General features: G+C 71.1%; 20 protein-coding genes. 1 reads left to right on the top strand and 19 read right to left on the bottom strand.

All coding sequences use genetic code 11. The annotated features are described in order from the left end of the window. Positions 1-3: 3 nt before the first annotated feature. From acs to def, 17 genes are all read right to left on the bottom strand, one after another. On the bottom strand, positions 4-1,977 hold the full coding sequence (gene acs / locus ACFFC4_RS09870) for an acetate--CoA ligase (protein ID WP_375500287.1): 1,974 nt from the start codon (positions 1,975-1,977) through the stop codon (positions 4-6). Between the two features lie 9 nt (positions 1,978-1,986). Beyond that, complete coding sequence (locus ACFFC4_RS09875) at positions 1,987-2,136, bottom strand: hypothetical protein (protein WP_375500289.1); 150 nt, start codon at positions 2,134-2,136, stop codon at positions 1,987-1,989. Then, positions 2,133-2,279: a GPR1/FUN34/YaaH family transporter gene (locus ACFFC4_RS09880; RefSeq protein WP_375500291.1), complete on the bottom strand. Its 147-nt coding sequence runs from the start codon at positions 2,277-2,279 to the stop codon at positions 2,133-2,135. Before ACFFC4_RS09880 ends, ACFFC4_RS09875 begins: the two co-directional genes overlap by 4 nt. Before the next feature lie 349 nt (positions 2,280-2,628). After that, the gene (locus ACFFC4_RS09885) at positions 2,629-2,757 is read right to left on the bottom strand and encodes a hypothetical protein (RefSeq protein ID WP_375500293.1); all 129 of its coding nucleotides are present in this window, start codon (positions 2,755-2,757) and stop codon (positions 2,629-2,631) included. 96 nt (positions 2,758-2,853) lie between these two features. Next, entirely contained in the window at positions 2,854-3,303 is a 450-nt protein-coding gene (locus ACFFC4_RS09890) for a PH domain-containing protein (RefSeq protein ID WP_375500295.1), read from the bottom strand. Then, the gene (hisG, locus tag ACFFC4_RS09895; RefSeq protein WP_375500297.1) at positions 3,300-4,145 is read right to left on the bottom strand and encodes an ATP phosphoribosyltransferase; all 846 of its coding nucleotides are present in this window, start codon (positions 4,143-4,145) and stop codon (positions 3,300-3,302) included. Before hisG ends, ACFFC4_RS09890 begins: the two co-directional genes overlap by 4 nt. Before the next feature lie 40 nt (positions 4,146-4,185). Continuing rightward, positions 4,186-4,449 (bottom strand): phosphoribosyl-ATP diphosphatase, encoded by a 264-nt coding sequence (locus tag ACFFC4_RS09900; protein ID WP_375500299.1) that lies wholly within the window; start codon positions 4,447-4,449, stop codon positions 4,186-4,188. 27 nt (positions 4,450-4,476) lie between these two features. Continuing rightward, complete coding sequence (locus ACFFC4_RS09905) at positions 4,477-5,520, bottom strand: adenylate/guanylate cyclase domain-containing protein (RefSeq protein WP_375500301.1); 1,044 nt, start codon at positions 5,518-5,520, stop codon at positions 4,477-4,479. Between the two features lie 8 nt (positions 5,521-5,528). Continuing rightward, complete coding sequence (locus tag ACFFC4_RS09910) at positions 5,529-5,972, bottom strand: universal stress protein (RefSeq protein WP_375500303.1); 444 nt, start codon at positions 5,970-5,972, stop codon at positions 5,529-5,531. A gap of 70 nt (positions 5,973-6,042) precedes the next feature. Beyond that, the gene (ribH, locus tag ACFFC4_RS09915; RefSeq protein ID WP_375500305.1) at positions 6,043-6,522 is read right to left on the bottom strand and encodes a 6,7-dimethyl-8-ribityllumazine synthase; all 480 of its coding nucleotides are present in this window, start codon (positions 6,520-6,522) and stop codon (positions 6,043-6,045) included. Between the two features lies 1 nt (position 6,523). Further along, entirely contained in the window at positions 6,524-7,762 is a 1,239-nt protein-coding gene (locus tag ACFFC4_RS09920) for a bifunctional 3,4-dihydroxy-2-butanone-4-phosphate synthase/GTP cyclohydrolase II (protein ID WP_375500307.1), read from the bottom strand. A gap of 67 nt (positions 7,763-7,829) precedes the next feature. Then, complete coding sequence (locus ACFFC4_RS09925) at positions 7,830-8,435, bottom strand: riboflavin synthase (protein WP_375500309.1); 606 nt, start codon at positions 8,433-8,435, stop codon at positions 7,830-7,832. A 3-nt stretch (positions 8,436-8,438) separates the two neighbouring features. Further along, complete coding sequence (gene ribD, locus ACFFC4_RS09930) at positions 8,439-9,500, bottom strand: bifunctional diaminohydroxyphosphoribosylaminopyrimidine deaminase/5-amino-6-(5-phosphoribosylamino)uracil reductase RibD (protein WP_375500311.1); 1,062 nt, start codon at positions 9,498-9,500, stop codon at positions 8,439-8,441. Further along, on the bottom strand, positions 9,497-10,153 hold the full coding sequence (gene rpe, locus ACFFC4_RS09935) for a ribulose-phosphate 3-epimerase (RefSeq protein ID WP_375500432.1): 657 nt from the start codon (positions 10,151-10,153) through the stop codon (positions 9,497-9,499). The genes ribD and rpe overlap by 4 nt, the downstream gene beginning before the upstream one ends. 62 nt (positions 10,154-10,215) lie before the next feature. After that, positions 10,216-11,661, bottom strand: coding sequence for an RsmB/NOP family class I SAM-dependent RNA methyltransferase (locus ACFFC4_RS09940; protein ID WP_375500313.1), 1,446 nt, complete (start codon positions 11,659-11,661; stop codon positions 10,216-10,218). Further along, positions 11,654-12,583: a methionyl-tRNA formyltransferase gene (locus tag ACFFC4_RS09945; RefSeq protein ID WP_375500315.1), complete on the bottom strand. Its 930-nt coding sequence runs from the start codon at positions 12,581-12,583 to the stop codon at positions 11,654-11,656. The genes ACFFC4_RS09940 and ACFFC4_RS09945 overlap by 8 nt, the downstream gene beginning before the upstream one ends. Further along, positions 12,580-13,131: a peptide deformylase gene (gene def, locus ACFFC4_RS09950; protein WP_375500317.1), complete on the bottom strand. Its 552-nt coding sequence runs from the start codon at positions 13,129-13,131 to the stop codon at positions 12,580-12,582. The genes ACFFC4_RS09945 and def overlap by 4 nt, the downstream gene beginning before the upstream one ends. Positions 13,132-13,311: 180 nt before the next feature. Between def and ACFFC4_RS09955 the strand changes: the two genes are divergently transcribed. Beyond that, complete coding sequence (locus ACFFC4_RS09955; protein WP_375500434.1) at positions 13,312-15,054, top strand: MFS transporter; 1,743 nt, start codon at positions 13,312-13,314, stop codon at positions 15,052-15,054. 76 nt (positions 15,055-15,130) lie between these two features. Here ACFFC4_RS09955 and ACFFC4_RS09960 read toward each other — a convergent pair whose 3' ends face one another. Further along, a complete protein-coding gene (locus ACFFC4_RS09960; RefSeq protein WP_375500319.1) occupies positions 15,131-17,056 on the bottom strand; it encodes a primosomal protein N' in 1,926 nt (641 codons plus the stop codon). Positions 17,057-17,152: 96 nt separating this feature from the next. Next, a complete protein-coding gene (gene metK / locus ACFFC4_RS09965; protein ID WP_375500321.1) occupies positions 17,153-18,346 on the bottom strand; it encodes a methionine adenosyltransferase in 1,194 nt (397 codons plus the stop codon). Positions 18,347-18,394 lie beyond the last annotated feature (48 nt).

The following is an 18,394-nucleotide window of genomic DNA, read 5'->3' on the forward strand; positions in this document are numbered from 1 at the left end:
GCCTCACTCCTCAGCCGGCGCCGTCGACATGTTCTGCGAGATCAGGTCCATGACCGACGAATCCGTCAGCGTGGTCACGTCACCGAGCTCCTTGTGGTCGGCCACGTCGCGCAGCAACCGGCGCATGATCTTGCCCGAACGCGTCTTCGGCAGCTCGGCCACGACCATGATCTGACGGGGCTTGGCGATCTTGCCGATCTCCTTCGCGACGTGGTCGCGCAGCTCGCGCACCAGCTTGCCGCCCTCGTTCTCGTCGACCGGCCCACCGCCGCGCAGGATGACGAACGCGACGATGCCCTGACCGGTGGTCGGGTCCGACGCGCCGACCACCGCCGCTTCGGCCACCGACGGGTGCGACACCAGCGCCGACTCGACCTCGGTGGTGGAGATGCGGTGACCCGAGATGTTCATGACGTCGTCGACGCGGCCGAGCAGCCACAGATCGCCGTCGTCGTCCTTCTTGGCGCCGTCACCGGCGAAGTAGTACCCCTGCTCTGCGAAGCGGGACCAGTAGGTGTGCTTGAACCGCTCCGGGTCGCCGTAGATCCCCCGGGTCATCGCCGGCCACGGCTCGGTCAGCACGAGCAGGCCGCCCCCGCCGTCCGGGACGGGGGTGCCGTCATTGTCGACGACCTCGGCGCCGATGCCCGGCAGCGCGCCAATGGCCGATCCGGGTTTGGTGTCACTCACGCCCGGCAGTGGGCTGACCATCATGGCGCCGGTCTCGGTCTGCCACCAGGTGTCGACGACAGGGGTGCGCTCGCCGCCGATGTTCTTGCGGTACCAGATCCACGCCTCGGGGTTGATGGGTTCACCGACACTGCCCAACACCCGCAACGACGACAGGTCATGCGCGGCCGGGATGTCCTCGCCCCATTTCATGAACGTGCGGATCGTGGTCGGCGCCGTGTACAGGATCGACACCTTGTACTTCTCGATCATCTCGAACCAGCGGTGCTCGTTCGGGGTGTTCGGGGTGCCCTCGTACATGAACGAGGTCGCCCCGTTGGCCAACGGCCCGTAGACGATGTAACTGTGCCCGGTGATCCACCCGATGTCGGCGCCGCACCAGTACAGGTCGGACTCCGGCTTGAGGTCGAAGACCGCCCAGTGCGTCCAGGCCGCCTGGGTCAGATAACCGCCGGACGTGTGCAGGATGCCCTTCGGCTTGCCGGTGGTGCCGGAGGTGTACATGACGAACAGCGGCTGCTCGGCGTCGAAGAACTCGCACTCGTGCTCGGCCGAGGCAGGATCCACGACGTCGTGCCACCAGACGTCACGGCCCTCGGTCCAGTCGACGTCCTGTCCGGTGCGCTTGACGACCAGCACCGAACGGACGTCCGGACACTTTGCCAACGCCTCGTCGACGGCCGGCTTGAGGGCAGACGGGTCACCGCGGCGGTAGCCGCCGTCGGCGGTGATGACGACCCGGGCATCGCAGTCCAGGATGCGGTCGACGAGGGCGGTCGAGGAGAACCCGCCGAAGACGACGGTATGCACCGCACCCAGCCGGGCGCAGGCCAGCATGGCAACGACCGTCTCAGGGATCATCGGCAGGTAGATGGCGACCCGGTCGCCGGCCTGGACCCCGAGCTCGATCAGTGCGTTCGCCGCTCGGCACACCTCGTCCTTCAACTGGGCGTAGGTGATCGCGCGGGTCTCCCCCGGCTCACCTTCCCAGTGATAGGCGACTCGGTCACCGAGCCCGGCTTCGACGTGCCGGTCGACGCAGTTGTAGGCGACGTTGAGCCGGCCGCCCACGAACCACTTGGCGAAGGGCTTGTCGGACCAGTCGAGGACACGGGTCCACTTCTGCTGCCAGGTCAGCCGTTCGGCCGCCTCGGCCCAGAAGGCCAACCGGTCGGTGCGGCCCCGGTCGTAGGCCTCGGGTAGCACGTTCGCGGTCTTCGCGAACTCGCCCGGTGGCGGGAACCGGCGTTCCTCGTGGGACAGGTTGGACAGGGTTTCGTCACTCATGTGTCGAACCTAGTTCCGCTTCTCGCGACCGTAAACCGCCGGCTGCAGCGGGACGACGGGCAGCAGCGTGCGTTGGAAGGTCGACTTGGTCACCCCGGCGAAGGACGCGTACCAGGCCAGGATCGCGGTGACGAGGCCGAGCCATCCGCCGGTCTTCACCAGGCCGGTCGAGGCGTTGTAGTTGCCGATGCAGAGCCGAAGGACGAGAACGCGGTCGCCCCGAACGTGTTGCCCTTCGTGAATTCCCCCATGCCCGCAAGCAGCTGCGCGATACCGCCGTAGCAGATCGCCAGGCCGAACACGCCGGCCTCGACGGTCCCGGGGAGCAGGTTCGAGTTGACCGCCGAGGAAGAACGTCGTCGCGGCGAAGGCAGCAAGACCGAGTGGCCCCGGGTCGCAGATGTGGGCGCCGAACCCGACAGGCGCCGGCGCGGTTGGATCCACTGCGGCTTCCGACGACGGGCGGGGCGAGCGTTCGGCCGGGTGGGTCATGGGCGAAGTCCTTCCGAGAGGCCGCGGATGCGCGTACTTCGGAACCTGCCAGTAGCGCCGGACGGACGCCGCCGTCAATCGGTGAACGGCGCCGACGGGGCGGCGAGCGGGCGGATCGGACCGACGAACGGCGGATGCGCAGGTCTGAGTTCGCGCAGGTCAGAGTTCGCGCAGGTCGAGTTCGCGCAGGTCGAGTTCGCGCAGGTCGAGTTCGCGCAGGTCCAGGTCATCATCGACGACGAGCACCTGCAGGCCGGTCGACGCCTCGACGGCAGCCTCGACGCTCATACCCGGCACGCTACGCCGATCATGTAGCGACGAGCACTGGAAAGGCTGGGCTGGGCAGGGTCGCCTTTTCAGGCGTCAGGCGTCAGGCGTCAGGCGTCAGGCGGCGGCGCGGCTCGCGGCAAACAGCGCGCGTAGGTCGCGCATCGCCGCGACGGCATACTCGCGGTCCATGCGCTGGATCGCGTAAACGGCGAGCGTCTCCTCGCCGGGCAGCCGCAACCGGGCGAAGCGCACGTTGCTCGGGAACTCGACGGCCACGATCGCGGCCCACGGGATCGTGCGCCAGTCACCGAGATAACCGCGGGTGCGCACGGACTCGAGGTCGGCGGTCATCCGCGGCCGGGCGGGCAGGCGCAGACCGCCGGCGACGATCAGGCCGATGATCACCGTGAAGACCTGGTCGGTGTGCCCGAAATAGGCGCCGGCGTTGTCGCGGCGCATCAGCAGGGCCACCACGATGAACACGACCAGCGCGAACGCCGCGCTGGCGTTGGCGATCCGGGCCGTGCGAACCGGCCGGGCGCTCATCGCCGTCGGTTCAGTCATAGCCGGCACGCCGCGATCGCGGTGACGAGGATCCCTCGCGCACCCAGCTCGTACAGCTCGTCCATGACCGCGTTGGTGTCGCGGCGCGGGACCATCGAGCGCACGGCGCACCAACCCTGCTCGTGCAGCGGCGAGACGGTCGGCGACTCGATGCCCGGGGTGACGGCGACAGCCAGCGGCACGAGGTCGGCGGCGATGTCGTAGTCCATCAGCACGTACTGCCGGGCGATGATCACGCCCTGCAGCCGGCGCACGAGCTGCTCGATGCGCTGCGGCTGCTCGACGCCGTGGCGCTGGATGAGGATGGCCTGGCTGGTGAGCAGCGGCTCGCCGAAGATCTCGAGTCCGGCATTGCGCAGGGTGGTACCGGTGGACACGACGTCGGCGATCGCGTCGGCCACGCCGAGCGGCACCGCGGTCTCGACCGCGCCGTCCAGGCGGATGACCTCGGCGTTGATGCCGTGCTCGGACAGGTAGGCCTGCAGCACGCCCGGGTACGCGGTGGCGATCCGCTTACCGCTCAGATCGGCGGCCGACGCGGCAGCACCGGGCAGGGTGGCGAAGCGGAACGTCGAGTGGGCGAACCCGAGCGGCAGGATCGCCTCCGCCTTGGCGCCGGAGTCCAACAGCAGGTCCTCGCCGGTGATGCCGACGTCGAGGCTGCCGTTGCCGACGTAGAGGGCGATGTCGCGTGGGCGCAGGAAGAAGAACTCGGTGTCGTTGTCAGCGTCGGTCAGGACGAGCTCGCGGACGTCCGCGCGCTGGCGGTAGCCGGCCTCGACGAGCATCTGGCTGGCGGGCTCGGCGAGCGAGCCCTTGTTGGGAACGGCGATGCGAAGCATGGCGACCTTGTCTCTGGGCGATCAGGGGGTGGACGTCGACCTAGAGATGTCGGTAGACGTCGTCGAGCCCGATGCCCTTGCCGAGCATGATGACCTGGATGCGGTAGAGGAGCTGGCTGATCTCCTCGGCCGTCCGGTCGCCCGACTCGTGCTCGGCGGCCATCCAGACCTCGGCGGCCTCCTCGACGACCTTCTTGCCCTGCTCGTGCACGCCGGCGTCGAGGGCGAGGACCGTGCCCGAACCGGCCGGGCGCTCCCGTTGGCGGTCGGTGAGCTCGGCGAACAGCTGGTCGAAGGTCTTCATGGCGTACCCGAGGGTACCGGCGCGCGGTCAGTCGGTTCCGGCACGTCTCAGCCGCCACGGCCGCAGGTGCCGGTACCCGCGCACAGCGACCGGGCGGATCGGGCGCAGTACGAACCCGTCGTCGTCGGCCAGTTCGTCGTGCAGGCCCTCGTCGACGAGCACCGAGTCCGGGCGGGCCACCGACGTCAGCCGGCTGGCGATGTTGACGGATTGGCCGAAGACGTCGCCGAGCCGGCTCACGACCTCGCCATAGGCGATGCCTGCCCGTAACGAGGGCAGGACGTCGTCGTCGGCCGCCCGCTCGACGAGGTCCAGGGCGATGGAGGCGGTGTCGGCCGGGGTGTCGGCCACGAAGAGGATCTCGTCGCCGATCGTCTTCACGATCTGCCCGCGGTGGTCGGACACGACGTCGGAGGCCAGGGATTCGAAGGCGGTCAGGACGTCGCGCAGCTGCGCCTCCGACGACTCGCGGGTGAAGGCGGTGAACCCGGCCATGTCGACGAACCCGACACCTCGGCGGGTCGTCGACCCGGTCGACGCCCCCGCGTTGGATGCAGCGCGAGAGAAGAACGCGGCCAGCTGCCGGCGCCACACGTAGCCGTGCAGGCCCTCGACTATCGGGGTCAGCTCCCCCATCAGCTCGGTGAGGGCCTCCGGTCCCTCGTCGCCGATCAACTCCGGACGTCGACCGACCAGCTCGAGCACCAGCTGGCCCTGCCAGGACGCGAGGCGGGCGAACGTCTGGCCGATAATGCGCGTCATCGCCCGCATCAGGTCCTCGTCGATGTCCCCGACGGCCTGCAGGGCCTGGACGTTGCGCAGCGCCTCGACGTCGGCATCGGTGAACGCCTGCTCGTCGTCTGCCGCAACGGCGAACCCGAGCGCCCGCCACAATCGCCGGACCTCGTCGAGGGGCAGCCCGGACCGCTCGGCGATCTGTAGCCGGGTGTAGTCGCGCGAGCCACCCAGCAGCCGATCCTCCGCCGAATCGAGCAGTTCCTGCAGCGCCGGCGCATCCCCTTCACCGAGCAGGACGGGATCGCCGGCCGGTGGCTGGGTGTCCTCGGCCACGGATGCGCTCAGGTGGTGTGGACGATGAGCACGTCGGTGCCGGCGTGCCGGGCGACGTCGAGCGGCACCGAGCCCAGGATGCGTCCGGTCAGCGTATTGAGACCGACGTTCCCGACGACGAGCAGATCCGCGTGGTAATCGGCAACGACCTTGGCAAGCGTGGCGGCGGGCTTGCCCTGCGCCGAAACGGTCTCGATCGTGGACGCGCCGGCGGCGACGGCGCGGTCGCGGGCCCGGCTCACGGTGTCGTCGGCCGGCGCCGAGCCAACCACCTGGTAGGCGTCCTCGCCGAGCTGGTCCTGGGCCACAGTGTCGACCTTGTCGGGCAAATAGGCGCAGGCGATGACGAGGGTGGCGCCGCTGTCGGCGGCCAGGGCTGCGGCGCGCTCGACCGCACGGAACGAGGTGTCGGAACCGTCGGTGCCGACCACGACCGTCTGGTATGCGCTCATGTGCTCCTCATTCCGGGGGGCGTACGCAGAACTCGCGACGACCATAGCGATCGGCGCTTCGCCGTGCCCGTCAGGCGCGCGGCCATTGAGCAAGTCGCAGGGCGGTGGCGAGCGCGGCCGTGACCGCCTCGTGCCCCTTGTCCTCGCCCGACCCGGGCAGGCCGGCGCGGTCGAGGGCCTGCTGCTCGGTGTCGCAGGTCAACACGCCGAACCCGACCGGGACGCCGGTGCGCTCGGCAACGGCGGTCAGCCCGCTGGTCGCGGCCTGGCAGACGTAGTCGAAGTGCGGGGTGCCGCCGCGGATGACCACACCCAGGGCGACGATGGCGTCGTAGCCGTGCCCGCTCAGCCGGGACGCCGCTACCGGCAACTCGAACACCCCGGGCACACGGAGCTCGGTGACGTCGGCCACCCGGGCGTCGGACAGCGCCCGGCGGGCACCGTCGAGCAGGCCGGTCATGACCGTCTCGTGCCACTCGCTGGCGACGACAGCGACCTTGAGTCGATCGGCGCCCTCGACGGTGATCGCGGGTGCGCCCTCGCCGGACACGTCACAGTCCGTTCTCGATGATGAAGTCCGGGTCGTGACCCATGCGGTCGCGCTTGGTCTGCAGGTAGCGCAGGTTCTCGGGATTCGCGTGTACCGGCAGCGGCTCGCGGCCGGTGACGTGCAGCCCGTAACCCTCCAGACCCGCGCGCTTGGCCGGGTTGTTCGTCAACAGGCGCATCGAACGGACGCCGAGGTCGACGAGGATCTGCGCGCCGGTGCCGTAGTCGCGGGCGTCGGCAGGCAGGTCCAGAGCGAGGTTGGCGTCGAGGGTGTCGGCGCCGGCGTCCTGCAGCTGGTAGGCCTGCAGCTTGTGCAGCAGGCCGATCCCCCGGCCCTCGTGCCCGCGCACGTAGAGCACGACGCCTCGACCCTCGCGGGCGACCGCGGCGAGCGCGGCGTCCAGCTGCGGACCGCAGTCGCAACGCAGCGAGCCGAACACGTCGCCGGTCAGGCATTCGGAGTGCACCCGGACCAGGACGTCCTCGCCGTCGCCGAGGTCGCCGTAGACGAATGCGACGTGCTCTCGGTCGTCGTAACTGGACGAGTAGCCGACCGCGGTGAACTGGCCGTGGCGCAAGGGCACACGGGCCGACGCGACCCGCTCGACGAGCTTCTCGAAGCGCCGCCGGTAGGCGATGAGGTCGGCGATGGAGATCATCGCGAGGTCGTGGCAGTCGGCGAAAACCCGCAGCTCCTCGCCGCGCGCCATGTGGACGGGGTCCTTCTCGCTGACGATCTCGCACAGCACCCCGGCCGGGTGGAGCCCGGCCAAGACGGCGAGGTCGACCGCGGCCTCGGTGTGTCCGGGCCGGCGAAGCACGCCGCCGTCCTTCGCTCGCAGCGGCACGACGTGCCCCGGTCGGGAGAAGTCCGCGGCAGTCGAGTCGGGGTCGGCCAGCAGCTTGATGGTGTGCGCCCGGTCGGTGGCCGAGATGCCGGTCTCGACGCCTTCGCGGGCGTCGACCGTGACCGTGTAGGCGGTGCCGCGGCGATCCTGGTTGGTGTGGAACATCGGCGGCAGGTCGAGCCGGTCGGCGTCGCTCTCGGACAGCGACGCGCAGATGTAACCGGACGTGTACCGGATCATGAACGCGATGAGTTCGGGCGTGGCCAGCTCGGCGGCGAGGATGAGGTCGCCCTCGTTCTCGCGGTCCTCGTCGTCGATGACAACGACGGCTTTACCCGACTTGATGTCGACGATCGCGCGCTCGACCGAGTCAAGGCGCAGGGTGCTCGTCACGCGACGACGCAGTCGGGGCAGGACCATACGGCATGGCCTCTGGCGGCCGTAGCGCAGCGGAGGTCGGTCACTTGGTCTCCATCAGTCGGGCGACGTACTTGGCGAGTACATCCGCTTCCAGGTTGACAGCATCGCCGGGTTGCCGCCCACCCAGGGTGGTCGCGCGCAGCGTCTCGGGGATGAGCCCCACCTCGAACCAGTCCGGGCCCACGCCGCTGACCGTCAACGACACCCCGTCCACGGCCACCGACCCTTTCTCGGCAAGGAAGCGCGCGAGCTCCGGTGGCACCGAGAAGCGCACCGCCTCCCACGCGTCGCCCGGGGTACGGGAGACCACGGTCCCGGTGCCGTCGACGTGGCCCTGGACGACGTGTCCGTCGAGCCGGGCGTCAGCTCGTACGGCGCGTTCTAGGTTGACCCGGTCACCTACTGCGAGACCGCCGATCACCGAGCGCGCGAGCGTCTCGCCCATGACGTCGAAGTCGAGGCCGACGGTCCCGTCGGTCGGCTCGCCCCACCCGACAACGGTGAGGCAGACGCCGTTCACCGCGATCGAGGCACCGTGGACGACGTCGTCCACGACGCGGGTGGCGCGGACGGTGAGCACGGCCGAGTCGCCGCTGCGGCTGATGGCGGCGACCTCGCCGACTTCCTCGATGATCCCGGTGAACACGTCTCAGCCGTCCCCAGTCGTGTCGGGCGTGGTCTCGTCTGCCCAACGAGGACGCGCCACGATCTTGATGTCACTGCCCAGGCGGGTCACCGACTCCACGTCTAACACGGCGGCGTCGGCCAGTGTTCCGATGCCCGCGTCGCCGAGGGCGCTCGGCCCGGCGCCGAGCAGGACCGGAGCCAGGTAACCCACGACCTCGTCGACGCAGCGCGCCTCGATGAACGCCCCGGCCAGGGTGGGTCCACCCTCGAGCAGGACGTGCCGTACGCCGCGGTCGTGCAGCGCCTTGAGCGCGAACTGCGGCGCAGCGGTGTCCAGGACAAGGCTCTCGGCGGCGGCGTCGAGCACCCGCGCGTCGTCGGGCACCCGGTGGCGGCGGTCGAGCACGACCCGCAGCGGCTGGCGCGTGGCGTCGATGTCACCGTCGCGGACGGTCAGCTGCGGGTCGTCGGTGAGCACCGTGCCGCTGCCGACCAGCACGGCGTCGACCTCGGCGCGCAGGCGGTGGACGTCGGCACGTGCGACTGCACCGGTGATCCAGCGCGACGTCCAGTCGGCGGCGGCGACCCGCCCGTCGAGCGTGGCGGCGTACTTCCAGGTGACGAAGGGCCGGCCGGCACGGACCGCGTGCAGCCATGGGCGCAGCGCGCCGGACTCCGCGGCGTGCAGCTCGACGCCGGCGACGACCTCGACGCCGGCGGCACGCAGGCGCTCCGCTCCCCCGCCGGCGACCGGGTCAGGATCGCCGACGGCGTAGACGACTCGTTCGATGCCCGCCGCCAGCAGCGCATCGACGCAGGGACCCGTGCGGCCGGTGTGCGCACAGGGTTCGAGGGTGGTGACCGCGGTGCCGCCGCGGGCTGCGGGACCTGCCGTGCGCAGCGCCCGTACTTCGGCATGCGGGCCGCCGGCAGGAGCGGTGGCGCCCTCGCCGACAAGGGTGCCGTCGGCGCCCAGAATCACTGCCCCGACGGCAGGATTCGGACTTGTCGTCCCGCGGACCGTCTCGGCCAGCGCGAGCGCCCGGTGCATCGCGGCCTGTTCAGCGTCAGTTGCTTCGGTCATACCGACATCGAACCGCGGGCCTGCGCACGCAACGCCTCGACGGCCCGACCGGGGTCGTCGGCGCCGAAGACGGCGGACCCGGCGACGAAAACGTCGGCGCCCGCCTCGGCAGCCGCCTCGATGGTGTCCGGCGCGATGCCCCCGTCGACCTCGATGAACAGCCGCAGGTGCCCGGCCCGGACGTGCTCGCGGGCAGTGCGAACCTTGGGCAGCACCTCGGCCATGAACTGCTGGCCGCCGAAGCCCGGCTCGACGGTCATCACCAGCAGCGTGTCGAACTCGCGCAGCACATCGAGGTACGGCTCGATGGGCGTACCGGGCTTGATCGACAACCCGGCCAGGGCGCCGGCCTTGCGGATCGCCCGCGCCGTTTGCACGGCGTCGGTGGCCGCCTCGACGTGGAAGGTGACGTTAGCGGCGCCCAGCTCGGCGTACCCCGGTGCCCAGCGGTCCGGATCGTCGATCATCAGATGGCAGTCGAGCGGGAGGTCGGTGTGCGCGTGCAGGGCTTTCACCACGGGCGGCCCGAGCGTCAGGTTGGGGACGAAGTGGTTGTCCATGACGTCGACGTGCAGCCAGTCGCAGTTGGCCACCGCGTCGGCCGCGGCGCCGAGGTTCGCGAAGTCGGCGGACAGGATGCTCGGCGCGATCATGGGCTCAGCCGGTCCGTGGGACGTCACTCTCACGAGTCTAGGAGCGCGGCGCCGTCGACACGTCAGCGGCGGATCAGGGCGCAGAACATGGCGTCGGTGCCGTGCAGGTATGGCCAGAGCTGCACGGTCGGACCGTCGCCGAGATTGGGGACACCCGGGAACGCCGCGCGGGCGTCGAGCAGGTCGTGGTCCGCGACGATCTCCGTCGTCTCGGCCGGGTGCGGTGAGCAGGTGACGTAGGCGACGACCCCGCCGCGACGGGTGAGGCGCAACGCAGCGGCGAGCAGCTCGCGCTGCAGGACGGCGAGGTCGGCAACGTCGTCGGCACTGCGCCGCCAGCGGGACTCGGGCCGACGGCGGAGCGCGCCCAGCCCGCTGCACGGAGCGTCGAGCAGCACCCGGTCGTACCCCCCATCGGCGGGCCGGGGCAGCTCCCGGCCGTCGCCGACCAGGACCTCGACGCCCCACCGATCGGTGACCCGGCGGACGAGATCGGCGCGGTGCGGGCGGACCTCGTTCGCGGTCAGCGTCGCCCCCCGCTCGACGGCCAGCGCAGCGAGCAGCGCAGCCTTGCCACCCGGGCCTGCGCACAGATCGAGCCAGTACTCGTCGCGCCCGTCGAGTGGTGCCGCCGCGAGAGCGAGCGCACACAGCTGGCTGCCCTCGTCCTGGACGCCGACCCGTTTGTCGCGCACGCCGGGCAGGTCGCCGGGGTCGCCGCCGGCCATCCGCACGGCGTAGGGCGAGTACGGCCCGGGTTCGGCATCAGGAAGAGCAGCCAGCAATTCCGTGACCGTGGCGACGCCGGGCCAGGCCACGAGGTGGGTGAGCGGGCGCTCGTCGTCGGCGGCGAGCGCGCGGGCGGTCTCGGCGAGGTCGCCGTCGACGTCGTCGCCCAGTGCGGCCGCGAACGCGGCGGCGATCCACTGCGGGTGGCCGGTCCGCACGGCCAGCGCCGCGAGCGGGTTACGACCGCGCGCCAGCTCGTCGGTCCAGCCCTCCCAGTCGTGCGCGGTCACCTTGCGCAGCACGGCGTTGACGAGCCCGGCCGCCCGGCCGTACCCGCTGGTATGGGCCAGATCGACGGTGGTGGCAACCGCGGCGTGGGCCGGGATGCGGGTACGCAGCGCCTGGTAGGCGCCGAGCCGCAGCAGGTCGCGGACACCGGGCTGTACTTCCGTCAGCGGCCGGTCGAGGCAGCGGCCGATGACGTCGTCCAGGGTGCCCAGCGCACGCAGGGTGCCGTAGCCCAGTTCTGTCGCCAGGCCCGCGTCGCGGGTGTCGAGCCCGGCGTCGGCGACGAGCCGCGGCAGCACCAGGTTGGCGTAGGCGTCCTGGCTGTCCACCGCGCGCAGCAGCGCAAGCGCGACCGTGCGGGCCGGGTCGACCGCCGGCGGCCGCGCCGCCCGGTTCTTGCTCGCCGGAGCCCCCGGTGGCCGTCCGGTGGGCCGGCGGGCCGGCCGGCGTTGGCCACCGCGGTGCGAGTTGGCCGGTCGCGAGTCAGGCACCGAGGCGCTCGCCAGACTCGATGCGGGCGCCGCGCGCCCAGTCGGCGGCCGGCATCGGGCGCTTGCCGGGCGGCTGCACCTGTTCGAGAGCGACCTCGAGCGTGGCGGTGCCGACCGCGACGCTGCCGCGTTCGACCCGAAGCTCACCGGGCGACAGCTCGTTGCCGCCGCGCAGGCTCACCGGGCCCAGCTTCAACCGCTCGCCCCGGAACGTCGTCCACGCGCCCGGCGCCGGCGTGCAGGCCCGGATCAGCCGGTCGACGTGCCGGCCCGGCGACGTCCAGTGGACCTCGGCGTCACCCGGGTTCAGCTTGGGTGCGATCGAGACACCGTCCGGCGACTGCGGCACGGCCACCAGGCTGCCATCGGCCAGGCCGTCCATCGTGGCCACCATCAGCCCGGCGCCACTGACCGCGAGCCGTTCGAGCAGGTCGCCGCTCGTGTCGGTCGGCCGGATGGTCTCGGTCACGACGCCGTAGACGGGCCCGGTGTCCAGGCCCTGCTCGATGAGGAACGTCGAGGCGCCGGTGACCTCGTCCCCGTGCAGGACGGCATGCTGCACCGGGGCCGCACCGCGCCAGGCCGGCAACAGCGAGAAATGCAGGTTCACCCAGCCGAGACGGGGCACCGCGAGTGCGCTTGCGGGCAGCAGGGCGCCGTAAGCGACGACCGGGCAGCAGTCGACGCCAAGGGCACGAAGCTGCTCGAGAAAGCCCGGTTCAGCCGGCTTCGCCGGCGTCAGGATCGGGACGCCCGCCTCTCGGGCCAGGCTGGCGACCGGCGACTCGGCCACCGTCCGACCGCGCCCGGAGCGCGCCGGCGGGCGGGTGATCACGGTTACCACGTCGTGCTGCGGCGCGTCGAGCAGGGCCTGCAGGGTGCGCACCGCGGCCGCCGGCGTACCGGCAAGGGCAAGTCTCATCGACCGTGCAGGCTGACACCGTGGGGGCTGACTTTGACGGTGGGCACCGGGACGCCGTTCCATTCCGCCTCGCGGATCGCCTTCATCGCCGCCTTGCGCGTCCCGGTGTCGAGCCGGTCGACGAACAGCACGCCGTCGAGGTGGTCGGTCTCGTGCTGGATCGCGCGGGCGAGCCGGGCGGTGCCCTCGACGGTGATCGGGTCGCCGTACATGTTCTGCCCGTGCGCGACGACGTGCTCCTTGCGACGGCAGTCGAACTGCAGCCCGGGGATGGACAGGCAGCCCTCGGGACCGTCCTGCTCCTCGTCGTCGGGGAAGTGCAGCACCGGATTGACGAGGTGCCCCTCCCCCTCTCCGGTGACGTGATAGGTGAACACCCGCAGCCCGACGCCGATCTGCGGTGCGGCCAAGCCGGCGCCGGGCGCGTCGAGCATCGTGGCCTCGAGGTCGGCCACCAGCGTTCGCAGTTCCCTGTCGAAGTCGGTGACGACGTCGGCGGGCGTGCGGAGCACGGGATCGCCGAAGAGCCGGATGGGCTGGACGGTCACTTCTCTCTCTCCCTGGCGAAACTGCATCAGTGCGGTAGATAACAGCGGCCGAGTCTAGCGAGAAGGCGTACGTGCATAGATCCTGGGAATTAGTTAGGATGCCTAACGAACGAAAGGACGACCGTGCAGCAGACCGCAACGCATGACCGGCGCATCGCGCTCTCGGTGACCACCGTGGGCATGCTGGCCGCCACCCTGAACTCGTCCATTCTGCTGATCTCGCTGCCGGCGATCTTCCGCGGCCTCGGGCTCGACCCGCTGGCGCCGTCGAACATCAGCTACCTGCTGTGGATGTTGATGGGCTTCATGCTCGTCACCGCGGTGCTGGTGGTGACCTTCGGCCGGCTCGGTGACCAGTACGGCCGGGCCCGGATCTTCAACCTCGGCTTTCTGATCTTCACGATCGGCTCCATAGGTTGCGCGCTGGTACCCAACTCCGGCGGGGCGGGCGCGCTCGAGATCATCCTGCTGCGCATCCTGCAGGGCGTGGGCGGCGCCATGGTGACCGCGAACTCGAGCGCCATCATCACCGACGCGTTCCCGGCCGACCGGCGCGGTTTTGCACTCGGGGTGAACCAGGTGGCCGCGATCGCCGGGTCGTTCTTCGGCCTGGTCATCGGCGGCGTGTTGTCCGAGTGGGACTGGCGCGCGGTGTTCTGGGTCAGCGTCCCGATCGGCGCCTGGGGCACGTGGATGGGCTACCGCACGCTGAAGGATGAGCCCCGTGACCGCTCGACCAAGGTGGTCATCGACTGGTGGGGCAACCTCACCTTCGGTGTCGGCCTCATCTCGGCACTCGTCGCGGTCACCTACGGCCTGCAGCCCTACGGCGGGCACGCGATGGGTTGGACGTCGCCCAAGGTGGTCGCCGGCCTGGTGATCGGCGTGGCCCTCCTCGTCGCCTTCGTTCTCATCGAGAAGCGGGTCAGCGACCCGATGATCGACATGCGGCTGTTCCGCATCCGCGCCTTCAGCGCCGGGCAGGCCGTCAACCTGCTGGCGGCGATGTCGCGCGGCGGCCTGCAGTTCATGTTGATCATCTGGCTGCAGGGCATCTGGTTGCCGCTGCACGGCTACAGCTTCGAGGACACCCCGCTGTGGGCAGGCATCTACATGCTCCCGCTCACCATCGGCTTCCTGATCGCTGGCCCGGCCTCGGGTGCGGTGTCCGACCGGTTCGGCGCGCGCGCCTTCGCCAGCGGCGGCCTGCTGCTGTCGGCCTGCACGTTCGGCGGCCTGATCCTGCTGCCGGCCGACTTCAACTACCTCGTGTTCGCCACCTTGCTGGCGCTGAACGGCATCGGCATGGGCCTGATGTCGGCCCCGAACGCGGCCGCGATCATGAACGCCGTCCCGGCCACGTCGCGGGGCGCTGCCTCGGGCATCCGCGCCACCGGCATGAACGCGGGCATGGTCATCTCGCTGGGCGGCTTCTTCACGCTGATGGCCATCGGACTGGCGGCGCGGCTGCCGGGTGCGCTTTCGGGCGGTCTCACCGGGGCCGGGGTCGACCAGGCCACGGCTACGCAGGCCTCGCACGCCTCGCCGGTGGGCATCCTGTTCGCTGCGTTCCTCGGCGGTAACCCGATCAAGGAGCTCGTGCCGAACGCCTCCCCCGCCGTGGGCGACAAGATCTACAACGGGCACTTCTTCCCGAGCCTGCTCTCGGGCCCGTTCATGCACGGCCTGACGATCGCCTTCACCGCGGCGATCATCATGTTGCTGCTTGCCGTCGGCGCCTCGCTCATGCGCGGCGAGAAGTACGTGCACAGTGACGCCGACGGGAATGTCCACCACGACTCGCCGCTCGAGGCGCTCGCTCGCGAGGGCGACGCCCTGGCCAACCCGGCGGTCCCCGGCGAAGAGATCGCCTACGACGACGCGATCTCCGGACGTGCCGCGCGTAACGCCTCGCTGACCTAATTCCGTTCGTGATCAACAGCGCCGAAACGTCGTCTCGCACCGTTTCGGCGCTGTTGATCACCGGCAGTAGCGCGAGCTAGAGCAGCTCGAGCGGGTCCAGCTGGATGCGGACCGGCTCGGCGGAACGACGGGCGGATCGCCCGGCCGCCGCGATCCTCAGCGCGTGCGCCAGCTCGGCGCCGCGCGCGCGAGGGACCCGCAGCAGCACGCGATGGGCGTCACGCTCGACCGGCACCGGCCCGATGACCTGCAGACCCTCAGGCGCGTCGAGGGCCGCCACGAGCTCGGTGAGGGTCGCGGACGAACCGGTCAGTGACGCCATCCGCGACACTGGCGGGAAGTCGAGCTCCGCACGCTCGGACAGCTCGCGCGCCGCGAAGCCGGCAGGGTCCCAGCGCACCAGCGCCTGCACCGCCGGCACGCCCGCGTCGGCGCCGACGATCACTGCCCCGCCAGGACGCACGAGCGCAGCAGCATTGGCCCAGCGGCGCAACGCCTCTTCAGCCGCCCGCAGGTCGGGGCGCGACAGCAGCGCCCAGCCGTCGAGCAGCAACGCCGCGCCGTAACCACCCGCGCACACCGGCTCGGCGCCCGGCGTGCACACCACGACCGCGGCGTCGGGCGGGACGTCGGCCAGGACGTGCTCACCGCCCGACATCCGGATCGGCACTCCCGGGAAGGCGCGGCCGAGCTCCTCGGCGGTGCGCGCCGAGCCCACGACGCTGGCCCGCAGCCGCGTCCCGCCGCAGGTGGGGCAGGCCCACCCCGTCGCGGCCCGCGCGCACCAACGGCAGACCGGCACGGCCCGTTCGGACGGCGCGGCAAGAGGGCCCGCGCAGAAGGCGCATCGCGCCGGCGTTCGGTCGCGGGCACACGCCAGCGACGGGACGTACCCGCCGCGCGGCACCTGAACCAGCACGGTTTGGCCGGCCTGCAGCGCGTCGCGGGTCGTGCGCCACGCCAGGCTCGGCAACCGGGCAGCCGCCGCGGCAGGATCGCGGGCGAGCTCGACGTCGTCGGCGACCGCCCGGACCCACGGCCCTGACGAGCGCAGGACGCCACGCGCGGGCACGATCTCGTGCGCCCAGCCCGTCTCGACGAGCTGCTGCGCCTCGGCCGTGCGGGCGTGCCCGGCCAGCACCAGGGCGGCGCCGGACAGGGCCGAGCGCAGCACCAGGACGTCGCGGGCGTGCGGGTAGGGCGCCCGTTGCTCGGCGTGCAGGTCGTCGCCGTCGTCCCAGATCGCGAGCAGGCCCACGTCGGCGACCGGGGCGTAGGCCGCGGCGCGGGTGCCCACCGCGACCCGCACGACTCCCCGGCGCAGTGCGAGCCAGCGACGATAGCGCTCGGCAGGTCCGAGGTCGGCCGACAGCGCGACGTGCCGCCCGGCGCCGAGCACTGCGGTCAGTGCAGCGTCGACATGGGCGAGGTCGCGTCCATCAGGGACGACGAGCACGACGCCGCGCCCGGCGTCGTAAGCGATCCGCGCCGTCTCGGCCAACCGGGCGGCCCAGTCGTCACCGGGCAGCATTGACCACACCGCGCGGGCTGCCTTGCCGTCGGCCAGCGCGGCCAGGAACGCCGGCCCGGCACGGTAGTGCGACACATCGGCCGCCACCTCAGGGAGTTCAGCCAGCGCAACCGGCTGGGCGGCCTCGGCCCGCGCGTGTCGCGACGGCACGCCCAACCGGACGACGTCGACGAAGTTCCCGGCCCACCGATCGGCAACGGCCCGGAACAGCGCAGCGGTCTCGGACGTCAGGACGGGTTCGGCGCCCACCGCCCGCTCGACGAAGGCCAACGTGCCCGCGTGCCCGCTGGCCGATGTCCGCTCGAGCACGTAGGCGTCGACGAGCCGACCGGCGAAGCGCACCCGAACCCGCGAACCGGGGGTCACCTCGGCGTCCAGGGTGGCGGGCACCAGGTAGTCGAAGAGCCGATCGAGGTGCGGCAGCGGGACGTCGACGTAGAGCCGCGCGATCGGGTCGGAGTCGGCCGGCATCCGAACTGCCTTCGGTGCTGCAGGTCGGCCGGCCGTCATGCGACATGCCTATCAGCGCCCGCCGACGGTTTCGGCGCGGGTCAGCCCCAATACCGGTCAGCCCCGGGCGAGCTTGCCCAGCTGGTCGGCGCGGTCGGTCTTCTCCCAGGTGAAGTCGGCGTCCTCGCGGCCGAAGTGGCCGTAGGCGGCGGTCTTGGCGTAGATCGGCCGCTTGAGGTCGAGGTCACGGATGATCGCGGCCGGGCGCAGGTCGAACACCTGGGTGATCGCATCGGCGATCTTGTCGACGTCAACCGTCTCCGTGCCGAACGTCTCGACGAACAGACCCACCGGCTCGGCCTTGCCGATTGCATAGGCGACCTGGACCTCGCACCGCTTGGCCAATCCGGCGGCCACGACGTTCTTGGCCACCCAACGCATGGCGTAGGCGGCCGAGCGGTCGACCTTCGACGGGTCCTTGCCGGAGAACGCGCCGCCACCGTGGCGGGCCATGCCGCCGTAGGTGTCGACGATGATCTTTCGCCCGGTGAGCCCGGCGTCACCCATAGGGCCGCCGATGACGAAGCGCCCGGTCGGGTTCACCAGCAGGCGGTAGTCCGAGGTGTCGATGGACAACCCCTCGAGCACCGGCCGGACCACGTGCTCCTCGATGTCGGGCTTGAGCAGCGTGTCGAGGTCGATGTCCTCGGCGTGCTGGCTGGACACGACGACGGTGTCGAGGCGCACGGCCTTGTCGTCGACGTACTCGATGGTCACCTGGGTCTTGCCGTCGGGACGCAGGTAGGGCACGGTGCCGTTCTTGCGGACCTCAGTGAGCTTCTCGGCCAGCCGGTGCGCCAGCCAGATCGGCAGCGGCATCAACTCGGGCGTCTCGTCGCTGGCGTAGCCGAACATCAGGCCCTGGTCGCCCGCGCCCTGCGAGGCGATCTCGTCCTCAGAGGACTCGACGCGCTTCTCGTAGGCGGTGTCGACGCCCTGGGCGATGTCGGCGGACTGCGCGCCGATCGAGATGCTGACGCCGCACGACTCGCCGTCGAAGCCCTTGCGCGAGCTGTCGTAGCCGATCTCGATGATGCGGTCGCGGACGAGCTTGGGGATGTCGGCCCACGCGGACGTCGTGACCTCACCCGCGACGTGCACCTGACCGGTCATGATCAGCGTCTCGACGGCGACCCGGCTCTGCGGGTCGTCGGCCAGCAGCGCGTCCAGGATGGAGTCGCTGATCTGGTCAGCGATCTTGTCCGGGTGGCCCTCGGTGACGGACTCGGACGTGAAGAGGCGGCGGCTCACACAGATCTCCGGAAAGTTGCGGGTTGACGGTCGGCCAAAGTCTAGCGA

The sequence above is a fragment of the uncultured Jatrophihabitans sp. genome (assembly GCF_964244045.1).
Taxonomy (GTDB): Bacteria; Actinomycetota; Actinomycetes; order Mycobacteriales; family Jatrophihabitantaceae; genus Jatrophihabitans.